We start from the raw sequence: 23579 nt of genomic DNA, 5'->3' as shown, positions 1-23579 counted from the left end.
CCCACCTCATTCTCCGGAAAGGGCAAGTCATCGCCATGACCAGACCAGTCCGCGGAACCCGCGCCGCAGCCCGAGGCATCGCCGCGGCCTTGGGGGCGCTGGCGTCCCTGACGGTGGGGTTCGCCACCGGCGGCCCGGCCGTCGCCGCCCCCGCTATCCCCGCCGTCCCCGACGGGGGCATCGCCACCTACAACGCCGTCACCCGCATCAGCACCGACGGTCTGGGATTCCAGTGGGACAACGGCCGCGACGCGGGCCGCGTCTCCACGTTCCAGTCCGCCCATCCCTCCCTCAAGCGCACCGGCATCAACGGCGTCCTGGCCGACACCTCGAACGTGACCTCGGCCCGCTCCTTGTGTCACCCGTCCGACATCGCCGGGGCACAGGGCTTCTGCTGGTCGTCCGAGGACGACGGCACCACGGCCTGGTATCCGCAGGGCCTCGCCGGATCCGGTGAATCGCCCCAGGCGCAGACTCTGGTGAACGGCCGCAAGGTGCTCATCGCCGGCTGGAGCGCGTCCGGCGACAAGCGGGAGCGGATCACCTTCGCCGACGTCACCGATCCGTCCCATGTCACCTATCGGCACGTCCTCCTGGCCGGGCTCTCCGACGACAGCAAGAACTTCGCGGCCCTGGGCGGGCACGCCAACGGCGTGGTCTGGGCGGGCAGCCGCCTCTATGTCGCGTCCATCGGCAGTGGCTTCGACGTGTTCGATCTCAACGACATCTGGAAGATGGACACCACCGCCGACGCCTCGGTCGGCGTGGACGCGGCCGGCCGGACGCACGGGGGCGGCTTCGACTACGTCCTGCCGCGCACCGGCAGCTACGCGTACACCGGCGCGGGAGGAGATGGCTGCGGGACATACCCGCCGGCGAACGTCCCGCAGCGCCCGTGCCTGACCGCGGCATCACTGGACCTCAGCGGTTCCCAGCCCGCCCTGGTCACCGCGGAGGGCGATCCGTACAGCGTGGAGGACAAGTTCGGCAAGGCCACGGCGCCGGTCGTGCGCTGGCCCATCGACCCGGTCACCGGCCGGCTGAAGGCCGACGCCTCGGGACGCGTCCAGGCGTCGGAGGCCTTTGCCTCCCCGATGGGCGGCACACAGGGCATCGCCATGAACAACGGCCGGTTCGCCATCGCGGGCCCCTGCCCGGAGTTCGTCGACGCCAAGAACGGTGGCGTGGACATCCCCAGCTGTCTCTACCACGCCAGGCCCGATGAGCCGGTGCGCCTCGTCACGCGCACCGGCGTGAACATCGAGAACCTCTCCTACTGGCCCGGCAGCGACGAGCTGTGGATCGCCAACGAGGCCGACGACCGGCGGATGGTCGTCCACACGACCTGGCCCGACGACCCCGCCCCGGCGGGCATGGCCCGGCTGGCCTCCGCCGACTTCACCGGCGACGGGAAGCCCGACCTGGTCGGCATCGAGACCGCCACCGGGAAGCTGTGGCTCTACCCCGGCACCGGCAACGGCACCTTCGGCGACCGCGTGCAGATAGGCACCGGCTGGGGCGGTCTGAGCAAGCTCGCCGCCGGTGACTTCACCGGGGACGGCAAGGCCGACCTGCTCGCCGTCGACTCCGGCACCGGGATCCTGTACGCGTACCCGGGCACCGGTGCCGCCAAGGGCATGAGCACCCTCGGGGACCGGGTCCGGATCGGCACCGGCTGGAACACCATGCGGGAGCTGACCACGATGGACGCCGACCGGAACGGCAAGCCCGACCTGCTGGCCGTCGACAAGGACGGTGTCCTGTGGGCCTACCCCGGTTCCGGTTCGTTCAACGGCGGCAACACCCTGGGCAGCCGCGTCCGCATCGCCTCCGGCTGGGACACGATGACCGAGCTCACCAGCCCGGGCGACCTCGACGCCGACGGCAAGGCCGACCTCGTGGCCGTGGACCGGGACGGCAACCTCTGGGCGTACCCCGGCTCCGGCTCGCTCGACGGCGGCAACGCCCTGGGCGGCCGTGCCCGGATCGGCACCGGCTGGGACACCATGCGACAGCTGGTCGGCGCGGACTTCAACCGCGACGGCAAGGGCGACGTCGACGCCGTCGAGGCACCCGCCGGCGCCACCGGGAGCCTCTACTTCTACCCGGGCACGGGCACCGGCACCAACGCCCTGGGCGACCGCACCCGGATCGGCACCGGCTGGTAGTCCGCCGGGATCCGCCGCCGCCACCCCCACTCCCACCCGTGCCCCCGCTCCCGCCGTCGAAGGCGGAAGCGGGGGCACGGGCATGTCCCGGCGGCGGTGTGCTTCAGTCCGCGGCGCCCCGCGTACGGCGGAGCCGGATCTCCAGGCCGTCGAGGACGCAGTCGAGCCCGTCGCCGAAGTTGTCGTTGCGGGTGCCGCCCGAGTCCTGGAGGTGCTGCGTGGCGTACAGCCTGCGCAGCCGCGGGTACGCCTGCGCGGCCTGCTCGGCCGCCGGCCACAGGCTGTCCACGCCTTCCTGCTCGCTCAGACCGCTGCGGGCGAGCCTGGACAGCCACGCGGCCTCGGTGGTGGACACCCCTATGGCGTACGAGACGACCGCGTTCACGGCGAGGTCCGCCTGCTCCAGCGAGAAGCCGGCCTCCTCGAAGACGGCGAGCATGCCCTCGGACAGCCGCATCGCGTTCGGCCCCAGGGAGACCACGCCCGCCTCACCCAGCGCGGAGACGATCCAGGGATGCCGGTGGAACACGGACCGCAGGCTCTGGGCGCAGCTCGTGACGGCCGAGCGCCACTCGGTCCGCATGTCCGCGGTGTCGGGGCCGGGCACCTCGATCTCGCCGTAGATCTCGTCCACGACCAGTTCGATCAGTTCGTCCTTGTTGGCCACGTGCGTGTACAGCGAGGTGGCCCCGGCGTTCAGGCGGGTGCCGAGCTTGCGCATGCTCAGCGCGTCGATGCCGTCGGCGTCCAGCAGCTCCAGGGCGACGGACACGATCTGGTCCCGGCTGAGCGTGGGCTGCTCCCGCTTGCGGCGCTGGGGCCGGGTCCACACCGATGGGATCGTCTGCTTCGGCTGATCATCGTCGACCGGCATGCGGCCTCCTCTTTCTCGGGCCCGGGACAGCCCCCGGGCGGCACGGTGTACGGACGCGTGTACATCGTACGGAAGACGCACGCTGTACGGGACCGCCTGCCGCAGACAACCGGCCGGGGCCGGGAAGCCGGCGACGCCACACGACCATCCTTTCCGGGGCATCACCCGGTCAGTTGCAAAGAGGCAGCACCCGCCGACCGGCAACCACCGGCCGGCGGGCGGAGGCCTGCCGTTTCCGGGAGCAACACAAGGCCCGGATCGGGTGAGCGGCCACGGCCGAGTGAATCGCACACCACCCCGCGGTCCGCCCGCCCAGCGATCGCAAGCCGATTGACGGTCACTCGAATTCCTGCACGAGAAAACGCCCTCGAATGGCCGTAACCACATCCGCCCGGGGGCCGTTTTCCGATCACTCGTCCGACCCGCTCGTCAACGAGGAGGCGTGATGCATCACCACCAGGATCGGCTCACAAATGCCACGGAGGTGCGTTTGCAATTCGAACATGATCAGGAAGGACGTTCATGAAGAGTGTGCAAGGAGACGAACAGGCCCGGACACGGCCGCCGTATCCGGAGCCGGTGGATATCGAGCGCAAGGCGCAGTGGACGAAGTCGGCGTTCGACCAGTACGGCGTCTGGCAGCTGGTGACGACGATCCCGGCCGTGCTGACGCAGGTGTTCAAGATGGCGTGGCGGATCGACCGCCGTGACGTGCTCGTCATGGTCGGTGCGCAGGTCGTCTACGGGATCGGGTCGGCGGTGGCGCTGGCGGCGACGGCTCGGGCGATGGTGCCGGTCCTCGGGTCCGGTTCGGTGTCGCACCGGGTGCACCAGGCGCTGCCGGCACTGGTCGTGATCGCGGTCGCGGCCGGCGTGGGGAGGGTCGCGTACGGGTTGGCGTCGTGGTCGGTCGGGCGGCTGAAGCCGCGGTTGATGACGGCGGCGGACGTCGCGGTAGTCGAGGCGATGCTGCGGGTGGAGCTGTCGGCGTTCTTGCGGCCGGAGTTCTCCGAAGAGCACGAGGCGGCCGAGACCGGCTCGGTGCGCTGTGACCGGCTGATCTACGACGTGCAGTCGTTCATGTCGGCGCTGATCAAGCTGGTGGCGGCGTTCGGTGTCCTGACCGCGCTGCATCCGCTGATGCTGCCGGTGTTGGTCCTGGCGGTGCTGCCGTCGGGGGTGGGGGCGATGGCGGAGGCGCGGATCGAGCACCAGGTGCACACCGCGAACAGCACGGGCCGCAACGTGCGCGGCATGATGCGCTGGCACGTCACCGCGGGCAAGCTCGCTGACGAAGTCCGCGGGATGAGCATGGCCGGGTACCTGTCGTACTGGTACCGGACCCTCTCCAAGCGCCTGGACGACCGGACCCTGAGCGGGGCGGGCCGGCAGCTGCGCGCGAACCTCGTCGCGGCCGTCTTCGGTGGCCTGTGCCTGTCGCTGGCGTGGGGCACGCTGCTGTGGCTCACCGTGTCCGGCCGCATGTCCCTGGCGATCGCGGCGACCGCTGTCCTCGCGGTGCGCACCGCGCTGGGGAACCTGACCAACGTCGTGCACTACGCGGCATCCTTGTTCCACTCGTCGCTGTTCCTCGGGGACTGGAAGCAGTTCATCGAACGGTCCCAAGCCCTGATGCCCGCGGCCGGCACCGTCCCGGCGCCGCGCGAGCCGGAGACCATCCAGGTCCGGGACGCGGTCTTCACCTACCCGAACAAGGACCGCCCCGCGGTCGACGGGGTCTCGCTGACGCTGCGCCGGGGTGAACTCGTCGCGGTGCTGGGCGAGAACGGGTCGGGCAAGTCCACCCTCACCCGCCTGATGACCGGCCTCTACACCCCCGACAAGGGGCAAGTCCTCTGGGACGGCGCGGACGTGTCCCGCATCGACGTCAACGAGGTGTGGGAGCAGACGGGGTTCGTCACCCAGCAGTTCGGCTACTGGCCCGTCTCCGCGCGCGACAACATCACCATGGGCCAGCCCGTCACCCTCGACGACGACCGGGTGTGGGAAGCCGTCGACGCAGTGGGGATGCGGGGAGCCTTCGAGGAACTCCCCCGCGGCCTCGACACCCTGCTCGCCACGGAGCTGTGGGGCGGAGTGTCGATGTCGGGCGGGCAGTGGCAGCGCATCGCCTGCGCCCGCGTGCTGTACCGGCGGCCGGCCGTGGTCGTCATGGACGAGCCGACCTCGGATATGGACCCGCGCGGCGAGCACGCGATGTTCCGGCTGCTGCGCGAGATCGCCCCGGGCCGGATCACGGTGGTGGTCACGCACCGGCTGATCAACACGAAGGTGGCGGACCGGATCATCGTCATGGATAAGGGGCGCATTGCCGAGCACGGCACATTCGACCAGCTCGTCAAGGGCGGCGGGCTCTTCCAGGAGCTCTACGAACTCAGTCTGGACCGAGGGGGACGGGGCCTGTGACGGTGACGGACAAGAAGCGGGCTCCGTTGTCGGAGAGCGAGATGCTCCTGTTCTCCGGCGCGCTGCGGCACGACAAGGCATGGGCGAAGTACTCCGACCCGTTGTTGCGCATGAGCTTCTGGGCCATGGCCCGGCAGTTCCCCAGCATGCTCGCGATGATCGGCCGTATCGCGTGGCGTGAAGATCCCCGCGCCCTGGTGGTGCTGGTGGCCGCGCAACTGGCCTCCGGCGCGATGTCGGCGTTCCTGCTCGTGGCGACGAACCAGGTGCTGGTGCACCTCTTCGCCGGCGGGCCCACCCCGGACAAGCTGCGCGAGGCCCTGCCCGCGCTCCTGCTCGGCGGCGCTTCCTCGGCGGGGTCGGTGCTCCTGGGATGTCTGATCGTCCAGGTCGAGGGGCGCCTGTATCCGAAGATCGAGCTGTCATGCCGGACGGCGTACTACGGCATGATGACGCGCGTCGAGATGTCCGCGATGGAAGACAAGGACATCCACCGTCAGCTCGCCCTCGGCCAGTACGGCACCGACTCCGTACGGCGCATGCTGTCGAGCTCGGTATGGATCATCAGCGGTCTGATGAGCCTCGGCGCAGCCGCCGTCGTTCTCGCGACACTGCACCCCCTGCTGCTCGCCGCGCTTCTGCTCATCGCGGCACCGCGCTGGTGGGGCGCGGTCGTCGTCATGCGCCGCGCCTACGCCTCTCAGCACGCCTGGATCGACCACCGCCGTGCCACCGACGTCCTGCTCTGGCCGATCACCCGGGCCGGCGCGACCCCGGAACTACGGGTCCATGGTGCCGGGCGGTTGCTGATCCACGCGCAGGAAGACATGGGCCGCACCGCGGCGGCGGAGAAGGCCCGCTTGGCGCGCGCCGAGGCGAGAACAGAGGTCGTTACGGCCGCCATGTCCGGCACCGCCCGCATCCTCGCCTACGGACTGCTGTGGTGGCTGCTGGTCGTCGGCGGGATGCCACTCGCCGCGGCCGGGACAGCGGTGCTGGCGATCCGCAACGCCACCGGCTACCTCAACCAGATCGTCTCCCAGCTCAACCGCATGTGCGAGGAGTCGCTGTACCTGACCGACATGAACAACTCCATCAAGCTCGGCGCCCAGCACGCCATCCCCGACCATGGCGCCGGCGTGGAGGGCGAGGGCGTCGAGGTCGTGCTCCAGGACGTCACGTTCCGCTACCCCGGTGCCGAACGCGACGCGCTCCAAGGGGTGTCGCTCACCATCCCGAAGGGCAAGGTGGTGGCCCTGGTCGGCGAGAACGGCTCGGGCAAGACCACGCTCGCCGGCCTCATCGCCGGCCTCTACCTGCCCACCGCGGGGACCGTCTCCTACAACGGCGTCGACGTCCGCGAGGCCAACCGCGAAAGCGTCTTCGACCGGGTCGCCCTGCTCCCGCAGGACGTCGACTGCTGGCCCATGACCGTCCGGGCCAACATCCACATCGGCGACGCCGGCCGGCCGCTGGACCAGGAGAAGATCGAAGCCGCGGCCGAGCGGGCCGACATCCGCACCGTGGTCGAGAAACTGCCCCACGGCTGGGACTCCATCGCGGTCAAGGACTTCGAACGCGGAGTGCGGCTCTCGGGAGGCCAGTGGCAGCGCATCGGCGTCTCACGCGCCGTCTACCGGGAACGCGACCTGCTGATCGTCGACGAACCGACCGCCGCGCTCGATCCGAAAGCCGAGATCGACATGTTCGATTCATTGCGCTCCTTCACCGATGACGGCGTCACCACCGTGCTGCTCATCACCCACCGGCTCGCGGCCACGGCCAACGCCGACGTGATCTACGTCCTCCACGACGGGCGCCTGATCGAGCACGGCGGTCACGCCGATCTGATGGCTCTCGAACCAGGTCACTATCGAACGCTGTACGAGATGCAGGCCCGGCAGTACCAGCAGTATCAGGACGCCCCCGTGCCGGGGCCGCGCCCTCCGGCCGACGCGGTGAAGAACGGCGGCGAACGGTGAGCGGCGCCCCGCACCCGCACCCGCCGAGCACCGACCACGCGTCGGCCCGGGGCGACGCCAGTACCAAGGAAGAGACGAGGGGATGTTCATGAACGACACGGCCGCTGACCGCCAGGTGTGGACGGACTTCGGGCGCTTCCATCTCGACCGCGGGAGCACCCCGCCCGAACCCGACCGCATGGACTGGGGATTCTACGGCGACGGGCCCGGCGACGAGGTCCTCGGCGACCTCACCGGCTGCCGGGTCCTCGACATCGGCAGCGGCACCGGCCGCTACGCCGTGCACCTCGCCCGCGCCCACGGTGCCGTCGTCGACGCGGTCGACGGCTCGCCCACCCAGCACCAGCGGGCACTCGACCGCTACGGCGAGGACGAGGCCGGCGTGCGCTTCGTCCAGGCCGACATCCTCGACCACCTCCGCCAGGAGAAGGAGCCGTACGACGTCGCGTACGCGATGCACTCCGTCGGCTTCATCGACCCGAACCGGCTCCTCCCGGCGCTCGCTCCCCATCTCCGTCCCGGCGGACGGCTGGTCTTCTCGGTCCTGCACACCAACAGGGACGGCGTCGGTCCGTCCACGGCAGTCAGTCCGCGACCCGAAGGCGTACGGCTGGGGAGCGAGGGCATGCTCACGACCTCGATGTGGGTCCTCACTCCCGCCCTGTGGGAGGACCTGCTCGTCGAGGCCGGGTTCCTCGTCGACAACGTCACGCTTCTGCCGTCGCCCGTGGACGGCGACCCGGTGGTCTGCCAGCTGATCACCGCGCGCCGGCAGCAGACCGTTCCGCGCGCACGGGTGGCCAGCCGACAGCGCGGCACACGGCCGCCCGTCGCCCAGACCGTTCTCGGGGTGTGCGTCATCGTCACCGATGCCGAGGGGCGGATCCTGCTGGGCCGGCACCGCTCCGGGGTCTGGGAGTGCCCCGGTGGGAAGGTCGATCCCGGGGAGTCCATCGAGGAGACCGCGGTCCGTGAGCTGCGTGAGGAGACCTCGCTGTCCGCGCGCACGGAGGACGTGGAGGTGATCGCGTTGCTGCTGGACGAGGTCGGCGGCACGAACCGGGCAACCGCAGTCACCGTGGTCCCTGCGTACGCAGGGAGCCCGATGGGGATGGAGCCGGAGCTGGTGAGCCGGTGGGAGTGGGCGAGAGCGGACGCACTGCCGGGCCCGCTCTTCGTACCGTCCGCCCAGGGCCTTCGCGCGTGGCGGCCGGAGCTTCCCGTCGACCATCCGCCCGCCCACGCCTACCGGATCGCTCCGCCCCTCCGGATCACACCTCAAGTTGCTCGCGGTCAGAAAAGTTGAGGCCTGGAGAGCCGTTTGACCTCGTGGAGGATGGGGGCGGTCTCGACGGACTGGATGCCGGGGAGCGAGCCGATGCGGTGGTCGAGGTAGTGGTGGAGATCGTGGTCGCCGCGGAAGATGCCCGTGGCCACGAGATTGTGCGGACCGGTGGTGGCGGCCGCGAAGGCTATTTCCGGGTGGGTCGCCAGGACGCGGCCGACGGCCGGGACGTGGCCGGGGGTCACGCGCAGCCAAAGGTGGGTCATCAGGTGATAACCCAGGTGCCGGGGCGCGAAATCCACGGAGAAGCCCAGTGCGCCCTGGCCTTTCAGGCGTTCGAGGCGGCGCTGGACGCTGGAGGGCGAGCGGCCGGTGGCGGCCGCGAGCTCGGGTAGGCCGGCCCGGCCGTCCTCGGCCAGCTCGGCGAGGAGGGCCCGGTCGGTGGTGTCCAGGGTCAGGGGCCCGGGGAGTTCGGGGCGCTCCGGGGCCGGCACCGGAGCGCCCGCTTCCCCGTCCCTGCGGGCCGGGCCGAAGGGTATGCCGTGGGCGTACCAGGTGCTGGTGATGTCGGTGAAGAGGCGTAGCAGGCAGTGTGCGCCGATGCCCGTCAGGCCGGGGGTGCGGGGCAGCTTCTCCAGGAGCAGGGCGTCCCGCTCGTGCGGCGTGGGGGTGGTGAGGGCGCAGTACAGCTCGGTGCCCCCGGAGGCCAGTGAGATCCAGCTGGTGTCGGCCCGGCGGGCAAGGGCGTGGGCGACGGAGCCCGCGGAACCGGGAGCGCAGTGGAGACGCAGCAGCCAGCGGGTCATCCCCAGCCGTGCCGGGACCGGCTGGCCGACGACGCGCAGGCCCAGTGTGCGCAGTCTGCTGTAGCGGCGGGCCAGCGTGCGTTCCGAGGTGCCCAGCCGGTGCGCGATGCGGCTCAGTGCCGCCCGTCCGTCGAGCTGGAGGGCGTGCAGCAACTCCAGTTCCAGAGTGTCGAAGGTGCCCGAGCCCGATTCTGTGCCCATCACCGTGACCTCCCCTGCGCTCACGCCGTGGCCCGTGCCCTGCCGTATTCTCCCGAACCACCGGCCGCTCTTGCCTGTTCCTCCCACTTCTCGGCGGGCGGCTGGGTGACGCCCGCCCTCGGGAAGGACTATGACCGGGCCGTTTCACGACATCCCGGACGCGGCAGGACTAGAGGCAGGAGGAGAGCGGCATGAGTGCTTCCACCCTTCCCACGATCGACCTCTCGCTGTGGCGGACCGGTGACCGCCGGAGCCGCGAGCGTCTCGCCGCGGCCGTCGACGGGGCGCTTGAGCGAGCGGGCTTCCTGCTCGTCACCGGTCATGGCGTTCCCCCCGGCCTGCCCGCCGCGATCCGCGCCGCGGCCCGCATGTTCTTCCATCAGCCGGTCGACGCCAAGCTGCCGTTCCTGGCCCAGGCCGGCCAGTACGGCTGGCGCGGACCGGGAGCGGTGGCCACCGGCCGGGCAGAAGGCCTCGTGACGCCACCGGACCTGCTGGAGACCTGGTCGGTGGCCCCCGGCCCGTACGACGACACTGCTGCGCTCCCCGCCGGGGCCGGACCGGTCGGGTCCGGACTGCTGCCGGAGACCTGGCCGTCCCAACCCCAGGCTCTGCGACCCCTCCTCGCACTCTACGCACGTTCCATGCGAGCGCTCGCCGACGAGCTGCTCGAACTCCTGGCGGCGGCCCTGCGCCGGCCCCTCGACTTCTTCACCCGCCACACCACCCGCCCCGACTGGACCCTGACCCTCAACTGGTATCCCGCCGTCACCACCGCGGGAGCGCCGCGGCCGGGCCAGTTCCGGGTCGGCCCGCACACCGACTTCGGCACCATCACCGTCCTCGACCGCCAGCCCGGCAAGGGCGGCCTGCAAATCCACACCGAGGACGGCGGCTGGCAGGACGCCCCCTACGACCCCGAGGCGCTCACCGTCAACATCGGTGACCTGATGGCCCGCTGGACCGGCGACCGCTGGCGCTCCGGGCGCCACCGCGTACCGGCCCCGCCCGCCGACGCCCCGTCCGAAGAGCTGATGTCCCTGGTCTACTTCTACGACTGCGATCCGTACACCGTCGTCGAGTCACTCCCCGCCCCGATCGGCCGGGTATCCCACTCGCCGGTCACGGCCCGCGCCTACGTCCGGTCCAAGGTCGCCGAAATCGCCCTGCCGTAACCGGCACTGCGGGCCGCGGGCGGCGTGCGCCTCCCCACCACCGGGAACGCGCCGGCATCAGCCTTTCGTCAGTCGCTGGACGGCCTTGAGAACCTGGGCTGTCCCGTCCTCGGTCGCCATGTGTCGCGCCACTCTCTCAGCGGCTCGCGCGTAGGTCTGCTGTTTCACTGCCCGGGTGAGCGCGTCGGCGAGCCGTTCGGCGGTGAGGGACCGGAAGGGGATCGGGTCGGTGGCGGCGCCGAGGGTGGCGAGCCGTCCCGCCCAGAACGGCTGGTCCGCAGTCACCGGGACGGTGACCGCGGGCACTCCGGCGCGCAACGCGGCGGCCGAGGTTCCCGCTCCGGCGTGGTGGACGACCGCCGCCAGCCGCGGGAACAGCAAGGCGTGCGGCACGTCGCCGATGGTGAGCACGTCGTCGCCCTCGGCGGCGAGCCCGGCACTGCCGCCTTGAAGGATGCCGCGCAGCCCGGCGAGGCGCAAGGCTCGCACGGCGATCTCGCTCAGCCGTTCCCCGTCCCCGGCCGCCATGCTCCCGAAGCCGATGAGGACGGGCCGGGGCCCGGCGTGAAGGAAGTCCTCCAGTTCCGTGGGAAGCAGTTGGGCCGCATCGTGGTGGGGCCACCAGGTGCCCACGACCTCCAGACCGGAACGCCAGTCGGAGGGGCGGGGCACCAATGCCGTGCTGAAGCCGTGCAGGACGGGCCAGTTCGCCTGCTCCTGCCGTCGCCGCATGGCGGAGGGCGGGAGCGGGGGCAGTTGGAGACGGTGGCGCAGTTCTGTGACCGCCCGTTCGAAGACGCGGTCGGCCATGCGGAGGGCGAAGCGTCCGGTTGCGCGGTTGGCGAGGCGGCCCAGTGAGCGGGAGCTTGTGACGACGGGCGGGAAGTCACCGGTCGGTGCGGTGGGCTGGAGGTACGCGCCGAGGCTCGGTATGCCCGTGGCTTCGGTGAGGTGCCAGCCGAGCGGGGCCGTGGTGGCCGACAGCAGGAGCAGATCCGTGCCACCGTCGGCCGCGTCGGCGAACCCCTGGCCCAGTTCGGTGATGAAGGCGGCGGCGGTGCGCATCAGTTCACGTCTGTCGGTGACGTCACCACGCGCCCGTGTGTCGCCGGGGAGGCTGCGGAATTCCAGCCCGGCGGCGCCCACGAGGGGCGCGAAGGCGTCCGTGGCGGCGAGGGCGACGTCGTACCCGGCCCGGTGCAGTGCGGCGCCCAGGCCCGTATAGGGCGCGACGTCGCCGCGCGATCCGGCCGCGGCGATCAGGATCCTCATCGGTGCTCCTCGGAGTCGGCGGGGCCGCCTGCGTGGCGGGCGGCGTTGGCGTGGACCGCCTTGGACATGTAGGCGGCCAGGCCCGGGCGCTGCTGCGACGGCGGTACGACCAGGGCGAAGGCGCGCGGGTCGGCTAGGAAGTCGTCCGCGATGCGCCGGTGCATGTCGGGCGGGCAGGTGGTGAACCAGCGGGAGATGTGCAGGCGGTGCTCCTCGGCCAGGTCCATGGTCCGCTCGCCGTTGGCCGGCTCCCCGTCGTCGAAGGCCGCGAGCAGCTCCGCGCGCCAGGCGGTGGCTTCGCCCATGAGCCGGCGCCAGTCCTCCTTGGTGTGGGCGGCGGCGCGCGCCATCGCCTCGCGTTGCCCTTCCGAGTGCGCCCATTTCCGCTCCGCCTCGGTGGCGTAGCTCAGGTCGAAGGTGATCTCACCGAAGACCTCGAAGCGCTCCTGAGGAGTCAGGGACACCCCTGTCTGCTGGACCTCGATGGCTCGTTCCGCCACCTCGGCCAGCCGCTGCAACCTGGCGATCTCCTCACTCAGCTGCCGCTGGCGGGCTCGCAGGTGCTCCACGGCGTTCGCCTGCGGCTCCTTGAAGATCGCAGCGATCTCATCGAGGGGGAAGCCCAGCTCACGGTAGAAGAGGATCTGCTGGAGACGTGCCAGGTCGGCCTCGCTGTAGAGCCGGTATCCGGCGTGGCTGCGCTCGCTGGGCGAGAGCAGCCCCGCCTTGTCGTAGTGGTGCAGAGTACGCACCGTCACGTCGGCGAAAGCCGACACCTGCCCCACGGAGTAGCTCATCCACCTGCCCTTTCGTCGGCATCAGACTGAAGCCTGACGTAAGGGGAGGGTCAAATTCGCCGCTGTGGTTCCGCGGGTAGGGACGAGCGACTCACCCGTCCATGTCAGCCGCCGAGCAGCAGGTAGCCGACGGCGGAGGCCGCCAGGAGGCCACCGAGCCCGGTCAGGCGTATGCCCCGGCGGTAGAAGGTCCCCCGGCTCGTCCAGATTCCGTCGGGCCCGGCCCACAGCCGGCGGGCGTGAGAGGCCGATGGTGGCGGACGACCAGGGCAGACCCCGCAGCCGGTCATCCTCGCGGCGGATGAAGACACGCCCATTGGCCGATAGGCGCCGGCCGACCCGGGCCGGCAGGACACCGGTGGTGATCTTTCCGGCGCCCTTGCTGCCCAAGGTCGGCACAGGCGGGTGGCGGGCTCCGCCCCAGGTCCGGATTGCCGGGGCTGACCTGCCGGTCGACCCGGGAGGCTCAAATAAGCACTACCCCAGTCCCCGCACAGTCACTTTCAGTCGCTCGACGAGCCGGGACTGCGACCCTCCCAGGTCTTTCGAGACCGTCGGGAGGGATGCACGCCCCGCCTACGCGTGTGAACCTGAAATTGAGGTTGAAGTGCGAGAAAGATGGGATTCGGGCCATGAGCTGGCTGCCGAAGAGAAAACACAAGGAGGCCCATGCCGCCGAGGACAAGCACCGGCGACGGGGCGAGGCGGAACGAGCCGGGAAAGCGCGGGAAGAGACGAAGGACGACGTCTATAAGACCCCGCCCGAGCAGGACGTCCTCGGCTGGGGCCACTACCACGACTACCCTCCCGACTGACTAAACCTATGGCGTCAGAACGTGCATCGACACGGTGGTGGTGCTGTCATGGAGTCAGGGGAACATCCACGCCACACCTCACACCTTCCCCGGAGATGATCTCAATGGCAACATTTCAACTTGGGGAATCCGTAGGCAGGACGAAGGGCTTGACAAGCATCGGTTCTGCGGTGCCTCCCCCGGTCGTCCTCAGAGCACAGCCTGATTCCTATGTTCGTCTGGAGACTCCCGATGAACTCCAGGCTTGGGAAGAGGCCGTTCGTGCCACCACCGGCCTCAGGATCGATGCCAGCCGCATGGCAGGGTCGGCGTCCGAGTCCTGTTCGTGCGGTTGCAGCGACGATTGCTGCGTGGACTGCCCTGAGCAATGATCCTCACGGTGTCCGTCAGGGACGATCTCCACACCCTTGCCGTTCGGGAAGCCGCCGCCCGCCGCGGGTACGCCGATTTCCACATCATGGAGTGCGACCGGATCAGCGGGCGGCACAGCCTGGCGTGGAGTTCTGACGGAGACCCGTCCGCCACGGTCCTGACGTCCGATGGGGTTGCCCTGCCTCTAGCCGATGTCTCGGTGCTGTGGTGGCGGAGAATGAGGGCGAATCAGCAGGTCTCGGCTCTGACAGCGGACGACTTTCAGCGACGTCTGGTCAACAACGATTGCCGTGGCGCCCTCGGCGGGATCCTCTCGGCAGCCTATCGAGGCCTGTGGGTATCGCTACCGGAGGCGACCGACCGCGCCGCGGACAAGCTGTACCAGCTTTCCGTGGCGCAGGAGGCGGGGTTCCGCGTTCCACGGACCCTCGTCTCTCAATCGCGCCAGGATGTCATTGATTTCGCTCGGCAGGTGGGACGGATCATCGTCAAGCCAGTGGTCGGCGCGAGCGGCCCGTTGATGTTCACTCAGTACATCGATGATCCCTCTTCCATCCCCGAGGAGTCTTTCACCGCGTGCCCTGCCGTATACCAGGAGTACATCCCTGGCAGGCGGCACGTGAGACTCAACTGCTTCGGCGATCGCTTCTACGCTGCCTTGATCGAGACGGACCGCCTTGACTGGCGCCCTGACTTGAGTGTCCCCATCTCCAAATGGAGCGTCCCGGCGGAAGTGGCCCGGCAAGTCGCTTCAGTACTGCAGCGACTCGACCTGCGCATGGGGATCATCGACATCAAGCTCACACCGCACGGCGAACCCGTTTGGCTCGAAGTGAACCCTCAGGGGCAGTTCCTCTTCCTCGAGCCCTTGCTGGGGGAACCGTTGGCCGACCACTTCTTCGACTTTCTTCTGTCGAATGCAGAAGCTTCACGACCTTCATGACGGTGAAGCGTGCCGGCCGGCATACGGACCACCGGCCCCTCACCCTGCCGGAGGCGTCAGGTCGCGCGGCGCACAGCCCGGTGCTCGGCTGAGGGTACCCAGGGCATCCGCGTGCGGCAGGTCGAGGTCTAGGTGGCGCCCGCGGGCTCCGGCACCGATCCGGTACCGACCCCGGGAACCGTGGAACGAGGCACACTGTGCCCCAGCTCCGCCTGCCACGAAGGAGCCGTGCTCATCGCGATGCTGGGAGAGGACGGGCGCCTCGGCTACGTGCGCCCCACCATGCCCGTCGACGAGCGGTTCATCGAGGCGTGCACAGGACACGGCGACCCGGAGTCCCGCTTCCGGTTCGCGGACACCTGTGCGCAAGAGGCCTGCGAGCACTGGAGTGGCCGGCACTGTTCCCTGATCGGCCGATTGGCCGGCGCCCGGCCCGAAGCCGGGCCGGACCAGGCTGACGGCCTCCCGCGGTGCGGAATCCGCGCCGAATGCCGATGGTTCGCGCAGGACGAACCGCGCGCCTGTGGTGTCTGCCCGCTCGTCGTCTACCGGCCGACCCCGGCCGGCCGTCCCCCGGCAACGGGCACCTCGCATCCGGCGGAGGCAGCCGGGACAGCCGGAATCGCAGGGACGGCGGGGGCAGGGCGTACAGCGAGGGCCGAGGGCTTCGGGCCTGAGCCGGGCTGAGCTGGGTGGCCCGCCTTGATCACCGTCCTGGCCTCGCGCCGGCAGCGGCGGCGGACGACTCGAGCCGACCGGCTCAGGAGCCGCCCTCACCCCGCTTCCTCTCATCCTGAGCTTTCCGGGACTCCTTTTTTCGACGGCGTCGGCAGTCGAAAGCGGCCCCAGCCACCCACTTCCCCTCGCGAGCTGCAAGGCCGTAGTAGGCAGGGCCGGTTCCGCCGGTGCTCTTCTCTGAGGTGGAAACAAGTGAAAACACGTGGGGCGTCGCCGCCTCACGTGACCCGCGAGTGGTTCGCCGATCCGCTCCCGAGCAGGGAGGGTTGCAGGCATCACGGCCGGGTATCCGGAGGCCCACGGGGGAACGCCGGACCCTGCGGGCGGGGGTGGCGACCGGTCCACTGTGTCACGCAAAGTTCTGTTCACCTTGCCGGCGGCAGCGGCCGCCCTCGCCTGTGCGGCAGGACCCGCGGTCGCCGCCCCTGGCCAGGACGCATCTGTGATGGGGGACGTCCCAGGTTGCGTCTCGACGGACATCTACAACGAGGCTTCCGGGCAGGTCGCGTGGGTGTGGAACGCATGCGGCAACACGCAGCGGGCACGAGTCGTCATCGGCTGGGGGCCGGACAGCGACTGCTTCACCATTCCCCCGGGCTCGGGGGCGGCCTACCACTGCACCTTCGGCAACTACGGCAAGACGGAAACGTGCTGAACGATACGGCGCAGCCGTAAGGGGCTGGTCGAACCATCGTGTTCGCCCAGCCCCTCCCCCTGCGGCGCTGCCGTTCGGGTGGGCCCCTTCCAGCTTGCGGCCAGCTCAGCCCGTCGTCCGCTCCGGCGGCCCCTCTGTGCCGTACAGCTTCGCCGAGGCATCCACGTGGGCCAGTCTGCGCAGCGCGCTGAACACCGCCTCGCCCAGTACGGTTCCGATCACCACGCTTTCCATCATGCTCTCGACCGCCACGCGCCGGTCCACGTACGCGAGGCCGGCGCGGGCAATCTGCTCGGCGGCATCGGCGTAGTCGTCGAGCACCTCGACGAACGCCTCGTGCCCCAACCGGGCCCTTGCCGCAAGGGCCTTTGACAGGTCGACCGCGGCAGGGGCCGACTCGTGCGCCTGCCAGCCACGCCGGGAGATGAGGTCGGCGACGACGGCATGCGCGGCCGCCGATTCGGTGTCATCGCGCTCGGTGTCCGCGGTAGCGAGCCGGTCCGCGGCGGCGCCGAGCACTTTGTGCAGTGGACGCACGGGATCGTCGATGGCCGTCAGTACGTCTGCGATTTCGGCGACTTTCATGCCGCCCACGTCGAGCAGGGCACGGATGAGCGTCGGTGTGCCGGACGGCGGTCCCTCCATGCCGCTGACCGGCTGGTCGACGACCGGCGGCGATCTGCGGGTCCCGCACGTAGTCGGCATGCACGCGCTGCAGCTCCTGCCGCTGCTGGTCATGGCGCTGACCACCCTCCGTGAAGTGGGCCGGCGGACACTACGGGGAACACCGGCCCCATCAGGGCAACGCCTTCTGGCGCGGCCGGGCCCTCCCCCTACCGGCCGCCACGTCCGCACCCGCCTCCCCTACGGACCTGGCCCACCTGATGCACCGGCGACCGCGCCTGACACCTGCCACCGAGCTGGTGAGCACCCCTTGCGTGGTGGGTGACCAGGTGTCGTTCCGCCCCGCCCTCAGCCATCCCACCCTGGCCCGGCCGGTGGCCTACCTCGGGGGGCTGGCGCTGCTGAAGTCCCCTGCCGTGAATGCCTTCGCGGGGATCGTGAAGTACATCGTTCCGGCGTCGCCCCAGCCTCATCCGAGGTCCTCGTCCTCCGCGAGCTGGAGCAGATGGACTACGGGGCCGTCGGCGTCGCGGTAGGACACCCCGGTTCCGTAGGAGGTGTCGGGCCAGCCGAACGCGCAGTGGCTGCCGGCGGTGTTCCCGTCGAGGTCGCCCAGCTTGCTGAGGATGAGCGACGGCGCACCCCACTGCTGTCTCCAGCTCTTCGTCGCCCGGGTAATCGGGCTCGGCGGAGGTCGGAATGGCGTTGAGAAGATCATCCGGCTGCATGATCCCGCACGGTGGCCGGCACCTCACGACGCGCCCGCATTCGCCCGGGCAGGTGGGGGGGCAAGCGGACCGCCATACCGCTGAGATGTGGGACCGATGTCGCCTCGTAGGAGGAGCATCGTTCCACCGTGCGGCGGAACGAGTGCCGCCTGAGGAGTGATGTGGTCTGGCGGTGAGGACCGGCAGGCTGAATGCGAGCGGCCGGGAGGTACGCGAAATGCGCAACCGACACGGACCCGGCCGCTCTCCATGACGACCAGGAGGAACAATGACCCGGATACGCCGCCGCTCCTTCGCCACCGCCGCCGTATCGCTGGGCGTCTGCGCCGCCGCTGCCGTCGTCAGCGTGACGACAGCCGGCGGATCAGCCGCAGCAGAAAGCAAGGACGAGCCCTCCGTCGTCGGCTCCGGCAAGCTGAAGCGGAACCCCGGTGACAACGCCTACTTCACCATCGACGCGCATGGGTTCGGCGGCGAGGCCCGAGGAACCTTCGACGTCAGCCACCAGTACGGCAAGAAGTTCGACGTGCGGTTCAAGGGCCGCATCGACTGCCTGCTGACCGGCGGGCCGGTCGCCGTAGCGACGGGGATCGTCACCGACGCCCAGGTCAAGGCCGCACCGGGAGTACCGATGCCCTCTGCCGCCGAGTTGAAGGGCAAACGGTTCGGCTTCACCATCCTCGACAGCGGCAAAGGCGGAAAGAAGGACCGGCTCGGCTACAGCTGGGCTATGGACGGCCTCCCGGTCAACAGCGTCGGCAAGTGTGTGAGCAGCGCCCCCTTCGAGACCCTGGAAAAGGGCGACTTCACCACCCACCACTGGATGCCGTCCCGTACCGGCTCATAGGACGCTTCGCCGCTGCAGGGTGCCGTACGGGGGTCGGCACCCACTGTGGCTGTGACCGCCGTGCTTACCGCGGAGGCTGGTCAGTGCCGGAGACCACTTCGGCGAACGAGGTCACGAACGCAGTGATGAGCCGGGCGAACTCGGACCGGTCGGCGTCCGGCCAGTCCGCCATCACCCGAGCGAAGAGCTCCTGCCGGAACTGGTGCGTGCGGTCGAGCTGCTCCCGCCCGCGGTCGGTCAGGGTGAGCAGCGTGCGACGGGCGTCCGACGGGGCCGTCCGGCGGGCCAGCCACCCCTCCTCGACGGTACGGAGCACCAGCCGGCTGGCCCTCGGCTGATCCACGCCCAGCGCGGTGGCAACGCCCGTGACGGCGCACGAATCGCCACGGTCCTCGACAGCGTCCAGCACGTTGAACAGCGTGGGGTCGATCGGCCGACTCGGCTGCCCAACGTCCGCGAGCAGCGGCCGCTCGGCTACTGGTTGAAGCACATCGACAGGGCCATCGAGCAGAGCCTCGGCCGGCTGTTCGCGGCAGACGGGCTGAACCGGCGGGCGTGGCAGGTGCTCAACACCATCTCGTACGGCCCGATCTCCATCGCTGAACTCGACGAGACCATGGCGGCATTCCTGTCTGCCGACGAGCCCGGATGATGGAGTGCCTCTCGCCCGAGGAGCACGAGGAATTGATGGAACTGCTCCAGCGGGTTGCCGCCCACGTTGACGGCCTGGCGGCCGAAACGCCTCGCCAGTAGTCGTCGGCGCACTTTCTCGGCTGTGACCAGCACTGGCGACGCCGCGCGGCTCGCTCATTCCCCGGCCGGCTGTCGGCCGGGATCCTGGGCCGGACCCGCTCGGACCGCGTGATCAGCCAACCGGTTCCTCGGCTCTGTCCAACGCCTCGAATCGGCGCGTTCTCAGCCTCCACACCGGCGACCAGGTCAGCGTCCGTCTTCGCACCGTCCGGGGCAATGGCGAGCAGTGGACGTGGAGTACGCCCGAAGCGTCCTCAACCGATGTGCTCACCCGTACCGACAGTCACGAAACGCCGGATGGAGACGCCACCGCGGAGTTCCGCGTCGACGGCCCCGGGAAGAGCTACATCACCGCTCAGCGCACATGCAGGCCCACACGCCCTGATCACCAGTGCCAGCACCCCAGCCTGCAGTGGAAGGTCACCGTCAACGCCACCTGACGCCCACCGCGGCCTGGAGGGATTACAGCAAGGGCGCGGGACCGTCCCCGCCAACATCCCGGGACGGTCCCGCACCCCTCATCGGCCGGTCGTCACATACACGTGCGCGTGGTCCAGTGGCTGCACCAGAGCGACTCGATGACGGACTCGGACTCCTCTTCCAGGGCCTGAAGGTCGAGAACAAAGGCCATGACACACCTCTCCCTGTGAAATCGGGTCAATAGGGCGGGGGTGATCGGTCAGCGGTGGTGTTACCGCGTTACCGCTGTTTCTTGCTCACCGCGGTCGGCACTGCGCCGCCGCGGTGGTCCAGGAGGGGAAGGGGCGTGCCCTTCCGGGTGAGCGCTGCGTGGAGCGCGAGCAGGATGCCGGCCGAGCCGGTGGCGAGGTCGGTCGAGAGGCGGTAGAGCTGGTGGCCGGGGAAGGCCACCCGGTCCTGGTGGCGGACCAGGTGCCAGGCGAGCCGCGTCAGCTGCCGGTCGAGCGCTGCACCGGCCCATGTGCGGCATGTACCAGGAGTCTCCGCTGTTGCGGCATCGCCCCGCACGGCAAGGTCCGGCGCGGCGTCGTCCTGTGCTGTGGCCTGCGCCGGCATCCAGATGAGGCCGGCCCTGCTGTGGCACAGGCCGGACATGTGGAGGAACTGCGCGGTGCAGGCCCGCTCCAGCAGCGGCAGCGCCTTGGTGAGGTCGGGGTCGTCCGGCCGGCGCCGGAGCAGCGCGCGGGCGGCGAGGGCTGCGCCGACCGAGCCGTTGCCGAGGCCCCAGCCGCAAAGTAACGGTCGAGCTCGTTGTCAGTCGATGGCCTGGTAGAGCGTGGTCCAGAAGTCGTTCATGGCACGCGGCGAATCCGGGGTGGACAGTCCGACCTGGGTGAGCAGGACTCCGGTGAGCTGGTTGGTCCTGTCTGCGTAGGCGGTGGTGCCGGTACCGCCGAACCAGCCGAACTGGCCGATGGGCGCGTAGTCGCCGCGATAGGTGCGCACCGCCATCCCGAAGCCCCAGCCGCCGTTCGACCCCTGGCCGGACGACAGGTGGGCGACGTTGCTGAACATGGCTTCCCGGGCGGCTAGTTGCTCGGGCGAGAGACGGTTGGTGGTCATCAGCTCGACGGCGGCCCGAGACAAGATCCGTTCACTCCCGTGCATCCCGTGGTTCAGCAGCATCTGGAAGTAGGCCTGGTAGTCGTCGGCGGTGGAGACCAGCCCGCCGCCGGCGCCCTGGAACGCGGGGGGCACGCTGGACCTCCCCCCTGCTGCCTCGTCCCACACGATGAACTCGCCGGTCTGCGGGTCGGGCCCGTACAGGGGCGGCAGTCGGTCGATCTTGTCGGCGGGCACGTGGAAGGCGGTGTCCTTCATCCCCAGCGGATCGAGGATGCGTTCGCGCAGGAACGTCTCCAACGACTGTCCCGTGACCCTGGAGACAAGCACACCGACTACCTCGTTGCTGAGGTCGTACTGCCACCGCACTCCGGGCTGGTACTGCAGCGGCAGCTCGCCGAGGCGGCGCATCCACTCGTCCGGCTCCGGCGCCGGCCCGGATGCCACGCTGTAGTCGAGACGCTCGAAGGTCGCGGCCCTGATCGGGGAAGCCATCGACTCGAAGTCCACTCCGAGCCCGAACGTGGAGGTCAGCAGGTCCCGTACGGTGATCGGCCGCTGCGCCGGCACGGTGTCGTCCAGCGGTCCGTCGGGCCGCTTCAACACCCGGCGGTCGGCAAGTTCCGGCAGCCACTGATCCACCGGCTCGTCCAGCCGCAGCCGACACTCGTCGAGCAGGATCATCGCCGCCGCCATCGTGACCGGTTTGGACGTGGACGCCATCCGGAAGATCGTGTCCCGGCGCATCGGCAAGCCACCATCATGACGCATCGTCCCGATCGCTTCGACGTGTGTCTGGCCGCCGCGGCTGACCAGGACGACAAGGCCGGGAATCTTCTTGGACTCGACATGCCGTGCCAGCACCTCGCGCAGTCGGCGCAGCCCTGCGTCGGAGAAGCCGCTGTTGCTTGTTCCCATGATGAATCTCCTGTTCACAGTGTTAGTTCCCACGGCGGCCCTGGTGGCTGCCTGGCCCTTCGAGCGGCCATGTGAAGAGCCTGCACCCTTGACCCAAGGTCAAGGTCAAGGTCAACCCGCTATCGCGATCAAGGGGTGACCGGCACCGATCGCAGGCGTCCCGGTCCTCCTCAGCGGCAGGAGGATGGGCTAAAACCGGTGCGCGCTATCCTCGCTCCTGTGATCGTCCGGACTTCCCGGCCGACGCGGTTCGCGAGACCGCAGCCGCCCACGATCTGGAGGTGCGCTGACCCGATGGCTGACGGGCTCACGATCGGTCAGGCGGCGGCGTTCGTCGGTGTCACGATCAAGACCGTGCGGCACTATCACCGGCTCGGCCTGGTCGCCGAGCCGGATCGCGACGGTTCCGGCTACCGCCGTTACCGATCGGGCGAGCTGTTCCGGCTGGTCCAGGTCCGGACCCTGGCCGCGGCCGGCGTGCCGCTGGCCGAGATCGGTGGCCTGCTCGACGCCGATCCCAAGACGTTCGCTGCCACCCTGGACAACGTCCATCACCAGCTCACCGAACGGATCGAAGACCTGATCGCGCGCCGCGACAGGCTGCACCGTCTCGACCATGGCGACCGGGCCCTGCTGCCCGACCGGGCCTGCGCGGTCTTGGACCGACTCGCCGAACTCGGCTTCAGTCCCGACTACGTGGCTGGTCAACGGGAGGCTCTGGTGCTGGCCCGGGCGCTGGTCCCGGAGATCTTCGACAGCTTCCTGACCCGGCTTGAACATTCGCTCGACGATCCCGAGTCCGTCGAGCTGACCAAGCGCGGTTGGGATGCGAGGGCCTGGGATCCGGACGACCCGCGGATCGAGGAGCTGGCGTCCATACTGGCCGACAAGCTGCTCACCAACCGCGCGCTGCTGGCGATGCCGACCGGGTTTCGGAACCAGTCCGACGCCGCCTCCCGGTACGGAATGGTCAACCACCACCGGGAGGACCAGTCGCCGTCCATCGCCCGGTTGAACACGCTGGTCGAGGCGAACCTGCGCGCAGCCGGCATCGCCGTTCCGAGTCAGTGACGGCCGCCGTACCGGTCCTCCGCCTCAGCCCGGCGCGAGCAGGCCTTTCCCAGCGGGCAGTTGTGCGACGGTTGGCACCACTTCCCTCTTGCCGCAGATAACTGGGCCGCTTCACGCACGGCCTGGCGGCTGCGCCCGTCGGCGGGCGGAGGGGGATTCGCCCTCATAGCGCCACCCGCAGCCCTCCTCAACCTGCGCAGCGGGAAGGCCGAGTACAACAACCGCAAACAAAACCGGGCCACCCTGTTACCTGTCGGGCGCAGGGGTGGTCCGGCCTGTGTGGTCGGTGGAGACTGTGCGGGCCATGGCGGAGCTCGTGCGCGGGGACAGTCCGGAACCGCTGGCGGCTTGAGCCACAGTCACCGACCAGGGACAGATGGACGCTCAGCCACGATCTTGATCAGCTGAGCGGCTGAGCCCACGCCGGGCTCAGCCGTATCGCGGCAGCTGCCCATGCTTGGCCGTGCCTCCTGACCTGCACCGTCAAAAGGTCGAAGGGCTGGCGCCGGCGCAACGGCTCGGATTACTCGGCGGGTCTTCCTCGGCGACGTCATCGTCACCGTCATGGCGAGCATGGTCTGACCGG

General features: G+C 69.8%; 21 protein-coding genes. 12 read left to right on the top strand and 9 right to left on the bottom strand.

Features of this window, described 5'->3' with window-relative positions; translation table 11 throughout:
• Nucleotides 1–35 precede the first annotated feature (35 nt).
• Complete coding sequence (locus D7231_RS02175) at nucleotides 36–2168, top strand: FG-GAP repeat domain-containing protein (RefSeq protein ID WP_120753157.1); 2133 nt, start codon at nucleotides 36–38, stop codon at nucleotides 2166–2168.
• Nucleotides 2169–2271: 103 nt separating this feature from the next.
• Here D7231_RS02175 and D7231_RS02170 read toward each other — a convergent pair whose 3' ends face one another.
• Entirely contained in the window at nucleotides 2272–3042 is a 771-nt protein-coding gene (locus tag D7231_RS02170) for a TetR/AcrR family transcriptional regulator (RefSeq protein ID WP_120753156.1), read from the bottom strand.
• 522 nt (nucleotides 3043–3564) lie between these two features.
• Between D7231_RS02170 and D7231_RS02165 the strand changes: the two genes are divergently transcribed.
• From D7231_RS02165 to D7231_RS02155, 3 genes are all read left to right on the top strand, one after another.
• On the top strand, nucleotides 3565–5469 hold the full coding sequence (locus D7231_RS02165; RefSeq protein ID WP_120753155.1) for an ABC transporter ATP-binding protein: 1905 nt from the start codon (nucleotides 3565–3567) through the stop codon (nucleotides 5467–5469).
• A gap of 26 nt (nucleotides 5470–5495) precedes the next feature.
• Nucleotides 5496–7451, top strand: coding sequence for an ABC transporter ATP-binding protein (locus D7231_RS02160; RefSeq protein WP_241999523.1), 1956 nt, complete (start codon nucleotides 5496–5498; stop codon nucleotides 7449–7451).
• Nucleotides 7452–7539: 88 nt separating this feature from the next.
• The gene (locus D7231_RS02155) at nucleotides 7540–8757 is read left to right on the top strand and encodes a bifunctional class I SAM-dependent methyltransferase/NUDIX hydrolase (protein ID WP_241999522.1); all 1218 of its coding nucleotides are present in this window, start codon (nucleotides 7540–7542) and stop codon (nucleotides 8755–8757) included.
• Here the strand turns inward: D7231_RS02155 and D7231_RS02150 are convergent.
• Entirely contained in the window at nucleotides 8745–9743 is a 999-nt protein-coding gene (locus D7231_RS02150) for an Lrp/AsnC family transcriptional regulator (protein ID WP_120753153.1), read from the bottom strand. The two genes, D7231_RS02155 and D7231_RS02150, sit on opposite strands and share 13 nt — an antisense overlap.
• A 191-nt stretch (nucleotides 9744–9934) precedes the next feature.
• Here D7231_RS02150 and D7231_RS02145 point away from each other — a divergent pair, with 191 nt between their 5' ends.
• Nucleotides 9935–10918 carry an isopenicillin N synthase family dioxygenase gene (locus D7231_RS02145; protein WP_120753152.1) on the top strand — a complete coding sequence of 328 codons (984 nt, stop codon included), beginning with the start codon at nucleotides 9935–9937 and terminating at the stop codon, nucleotides 10916–10918.
• Between the two features lie 57 nt (nucleotides 10919–10975).
• Here the strand turns inward: D7231_RS02145 and D7231_RS02140 are convergent, their stop codons facing one another.
• Both D7231_RS02140 and D7231_RS02135 read right to left on the bottom strand, forming a co-directional pair.
• On the bottom strand, nucleotides 10976–12190 hold the full coding sequence (locus D7231_RS02140; protein WP_120753151.1) for a glycosyltransferase: 1215 nt from the start codon (nucleotides 12188–12190) through the stop codon (nucleotides 10976–10978).
• Complete coding sequence (locus D7231_RS02135; protein WP_120753150.1) at nucleotides 12187–12987, bottom strand: MerR family transcriptional regulator; 801 nt, start codon at nucleotides 12985–12987, stop codon at nucleotides 12187–12189. Before D7231_RS02135 ends, D7231_RS02140 begins: the two co-directional genes overlap by 4 nt.
• A 632-nt stretch (nucleotides 12988–13619) precedes the next feature.
• On the opposite strand from D7231_RS02135, the gene D7231_RS02130 reads away from it, so the two are divergent.
• From D7231_RS02130 to D7231_RS02115, 4 genes are all read left to right on the top strand, one after another.
• Nucleotides 13620–13802, top strand: coding sequence for a hypothetical protein (locus D7231_RS02130; protein ID WP_120753149.1), 183 nt, complete (start codon nucleotides 13620–13622; stop codon nucleotides 13800–13802).
• A 367-nt stretch (nucleotides 13803–14169) separates the two neighbouring features.
• The gene (locus tag D7231_RS02125; RefSeq protein ID WP_241999521.1) at nucleotides 14170–15117 is read left to right on the top strand and encodes an ATP-grasp domain-containing protein; all 948 of its coding nucleotides are present in this window, start codon (nucleotides 14170–14172) and stop codon (nucleotides 15115–15117) included.
• A gap of 228 nt (nucleotides 15118–15345) precedes the next feature.
• Nucleotides 15346–15804, top strand: coding sequence for a hypothetical protein (locus tag D7231_RS02120; RefSeq protein WP_120753148.1), 459 nt, complete (start codon nucleotides 15346–15348; stop codon nucleotides 15802–15804).
• A gap of 496 nt (nucleotides 15805–16300) precedes the next feature.
• Entirely contained in the window at nucleotides 16301–16510 is a 210-nt protein-coding gene (locus D7231_RS02115; RefSeq protein WP_120753147.1) for a hypothetical protein, read from the top strand.
• Nucleotides 16511–16615: 105 nt separating this feature from the next.
• On the opposite strand, the gene D7231_RS02110 is transcribed toward D7231_RS02115, so the two are convergent.
• Nucleotides 16616–17248, bottom strand: a complete 633-nt coding sequence (locus D7231_RS02110; RefSeq protein ID WP_194962484.1) for a MerR family transcriptional regulator — start codon at nucleotides 17246–17248, stop codon at nucleotides 16616–16618.
• A gap of 355 nt (nucleotides 17249–17603) precedes the next feature.
• A complete protein-coding gene (locus D7231_RS02100; protein ID WP_241999520.1) occupies nucleotides 17604–17852 on the bottom strand; it encodes a hypothetical protein in 249 nt (82 codons plus the stop codon).
• A 278-nt stretch (nucleotides 17853–18130) separates the two neighbouring features.
• On the opposite strand from D7231_RS02100, the gene D7231_RS02095 reads away from it, so the two are divergent.
• Nucleotides 18131–18709 (top strand): hypothetical protein, encoded by a 579-nt coding sequence (locus D7231_RS02095; protein ID WP_120753145.1) that lies wholly within the window; start codon nucleotides 18131–18133, stop codon nucleotides 18707–18709.
• Between the two features lie 64 nt (nucleotides 18710–18773).
• On the opposite strand, the gene D7231_RS37315 is transcribed toward D7231_RS02095, so the two are convergent.
• Nucleotides 18774–19118: a MarR family winged helix-turn-helix transcriptional regulator gene (locus D7231_RS37315; protein ID WP_241999519.1), complete on the bottom strand. Its 345-nt coding sequence runs from the start codon at nucleotides 19116–19118 to the stop codon at nucleotides 18774–18776.
• Between the two features lie 72 nt (nucleotides 19119–19190).
• Between D7231_RS37315 and D7231_RS37310 the strand changes: the two genes are divergently transcribed.
• On the top strand, nucleotides 19191–19361 hold the full coding sequence (locus D7231_RS37310) for a hypothetical protein (RefSeq protein ID WP_194962540.1): 171 nt from the start codon (nucleotides 19191–19193) through the stop codon (nucleotides 19359–19361).
• Nucleotides 19362–20161: 800 nt separating this feature from the next.
• Here the strand turns inward: D7231_RS37310 and D7231_RS02085 are convergent.
• Complete coding sequence (locus D7231_RS02085; RefSeq protein WP_120753144.1) at nucleotides 20162–20536, bottom strand: glycoside hydrolase family protein; 375 nt, start codon at nucleotides 20534–20536, stop codon at nucleotides 20162–20164.
• 159 nt (nucleotides 20537–20695) lie between these two features.
• Entirely contained in the window at nucleotides 20696–21922 is a 1227-nt protein-coding gene (locus D7231_RS02080) for a serine hydrolase domain-containing protein (RefSeq protein WP_120753143.1), read from the bottom strand.
• Nucleotides 21923–22216: 294 nt separating this feature from the next.
• On the opposite strand from D7231_RS02080, the gene D7231_RS02075 reads away from it, so the two are divergent.
• The gene (locus tag D7231_RS02075) at nucleotides 22217–22993 is read left to right on the top strand and encodes a MerR family transcriptional regulator (RefSeq protein ID WP_120753142.1); all 777 of its coding nucleotides are present in this window, start codon (nucleotides 22217–22219) and stop codon (nucleotides 22991–22993) included.
• The last annotated feature ends 586 nt before the right edge of the window (nucleotides 22994–23579 follow it).

The sequence above is a fragment of the Streptomyces klenkii genome (genome assembly GCF_003626645.1).
Taxonomy (GTDB): Bacteria; Actinomycetota; Actinomycetes; order Streptomycetales; family Streptomycetaceae; genus Streptomyces; species Streptomyces klenkii.
This window is presented reverse-complemented; position numbering and strand designations above follow the sequence as displayed.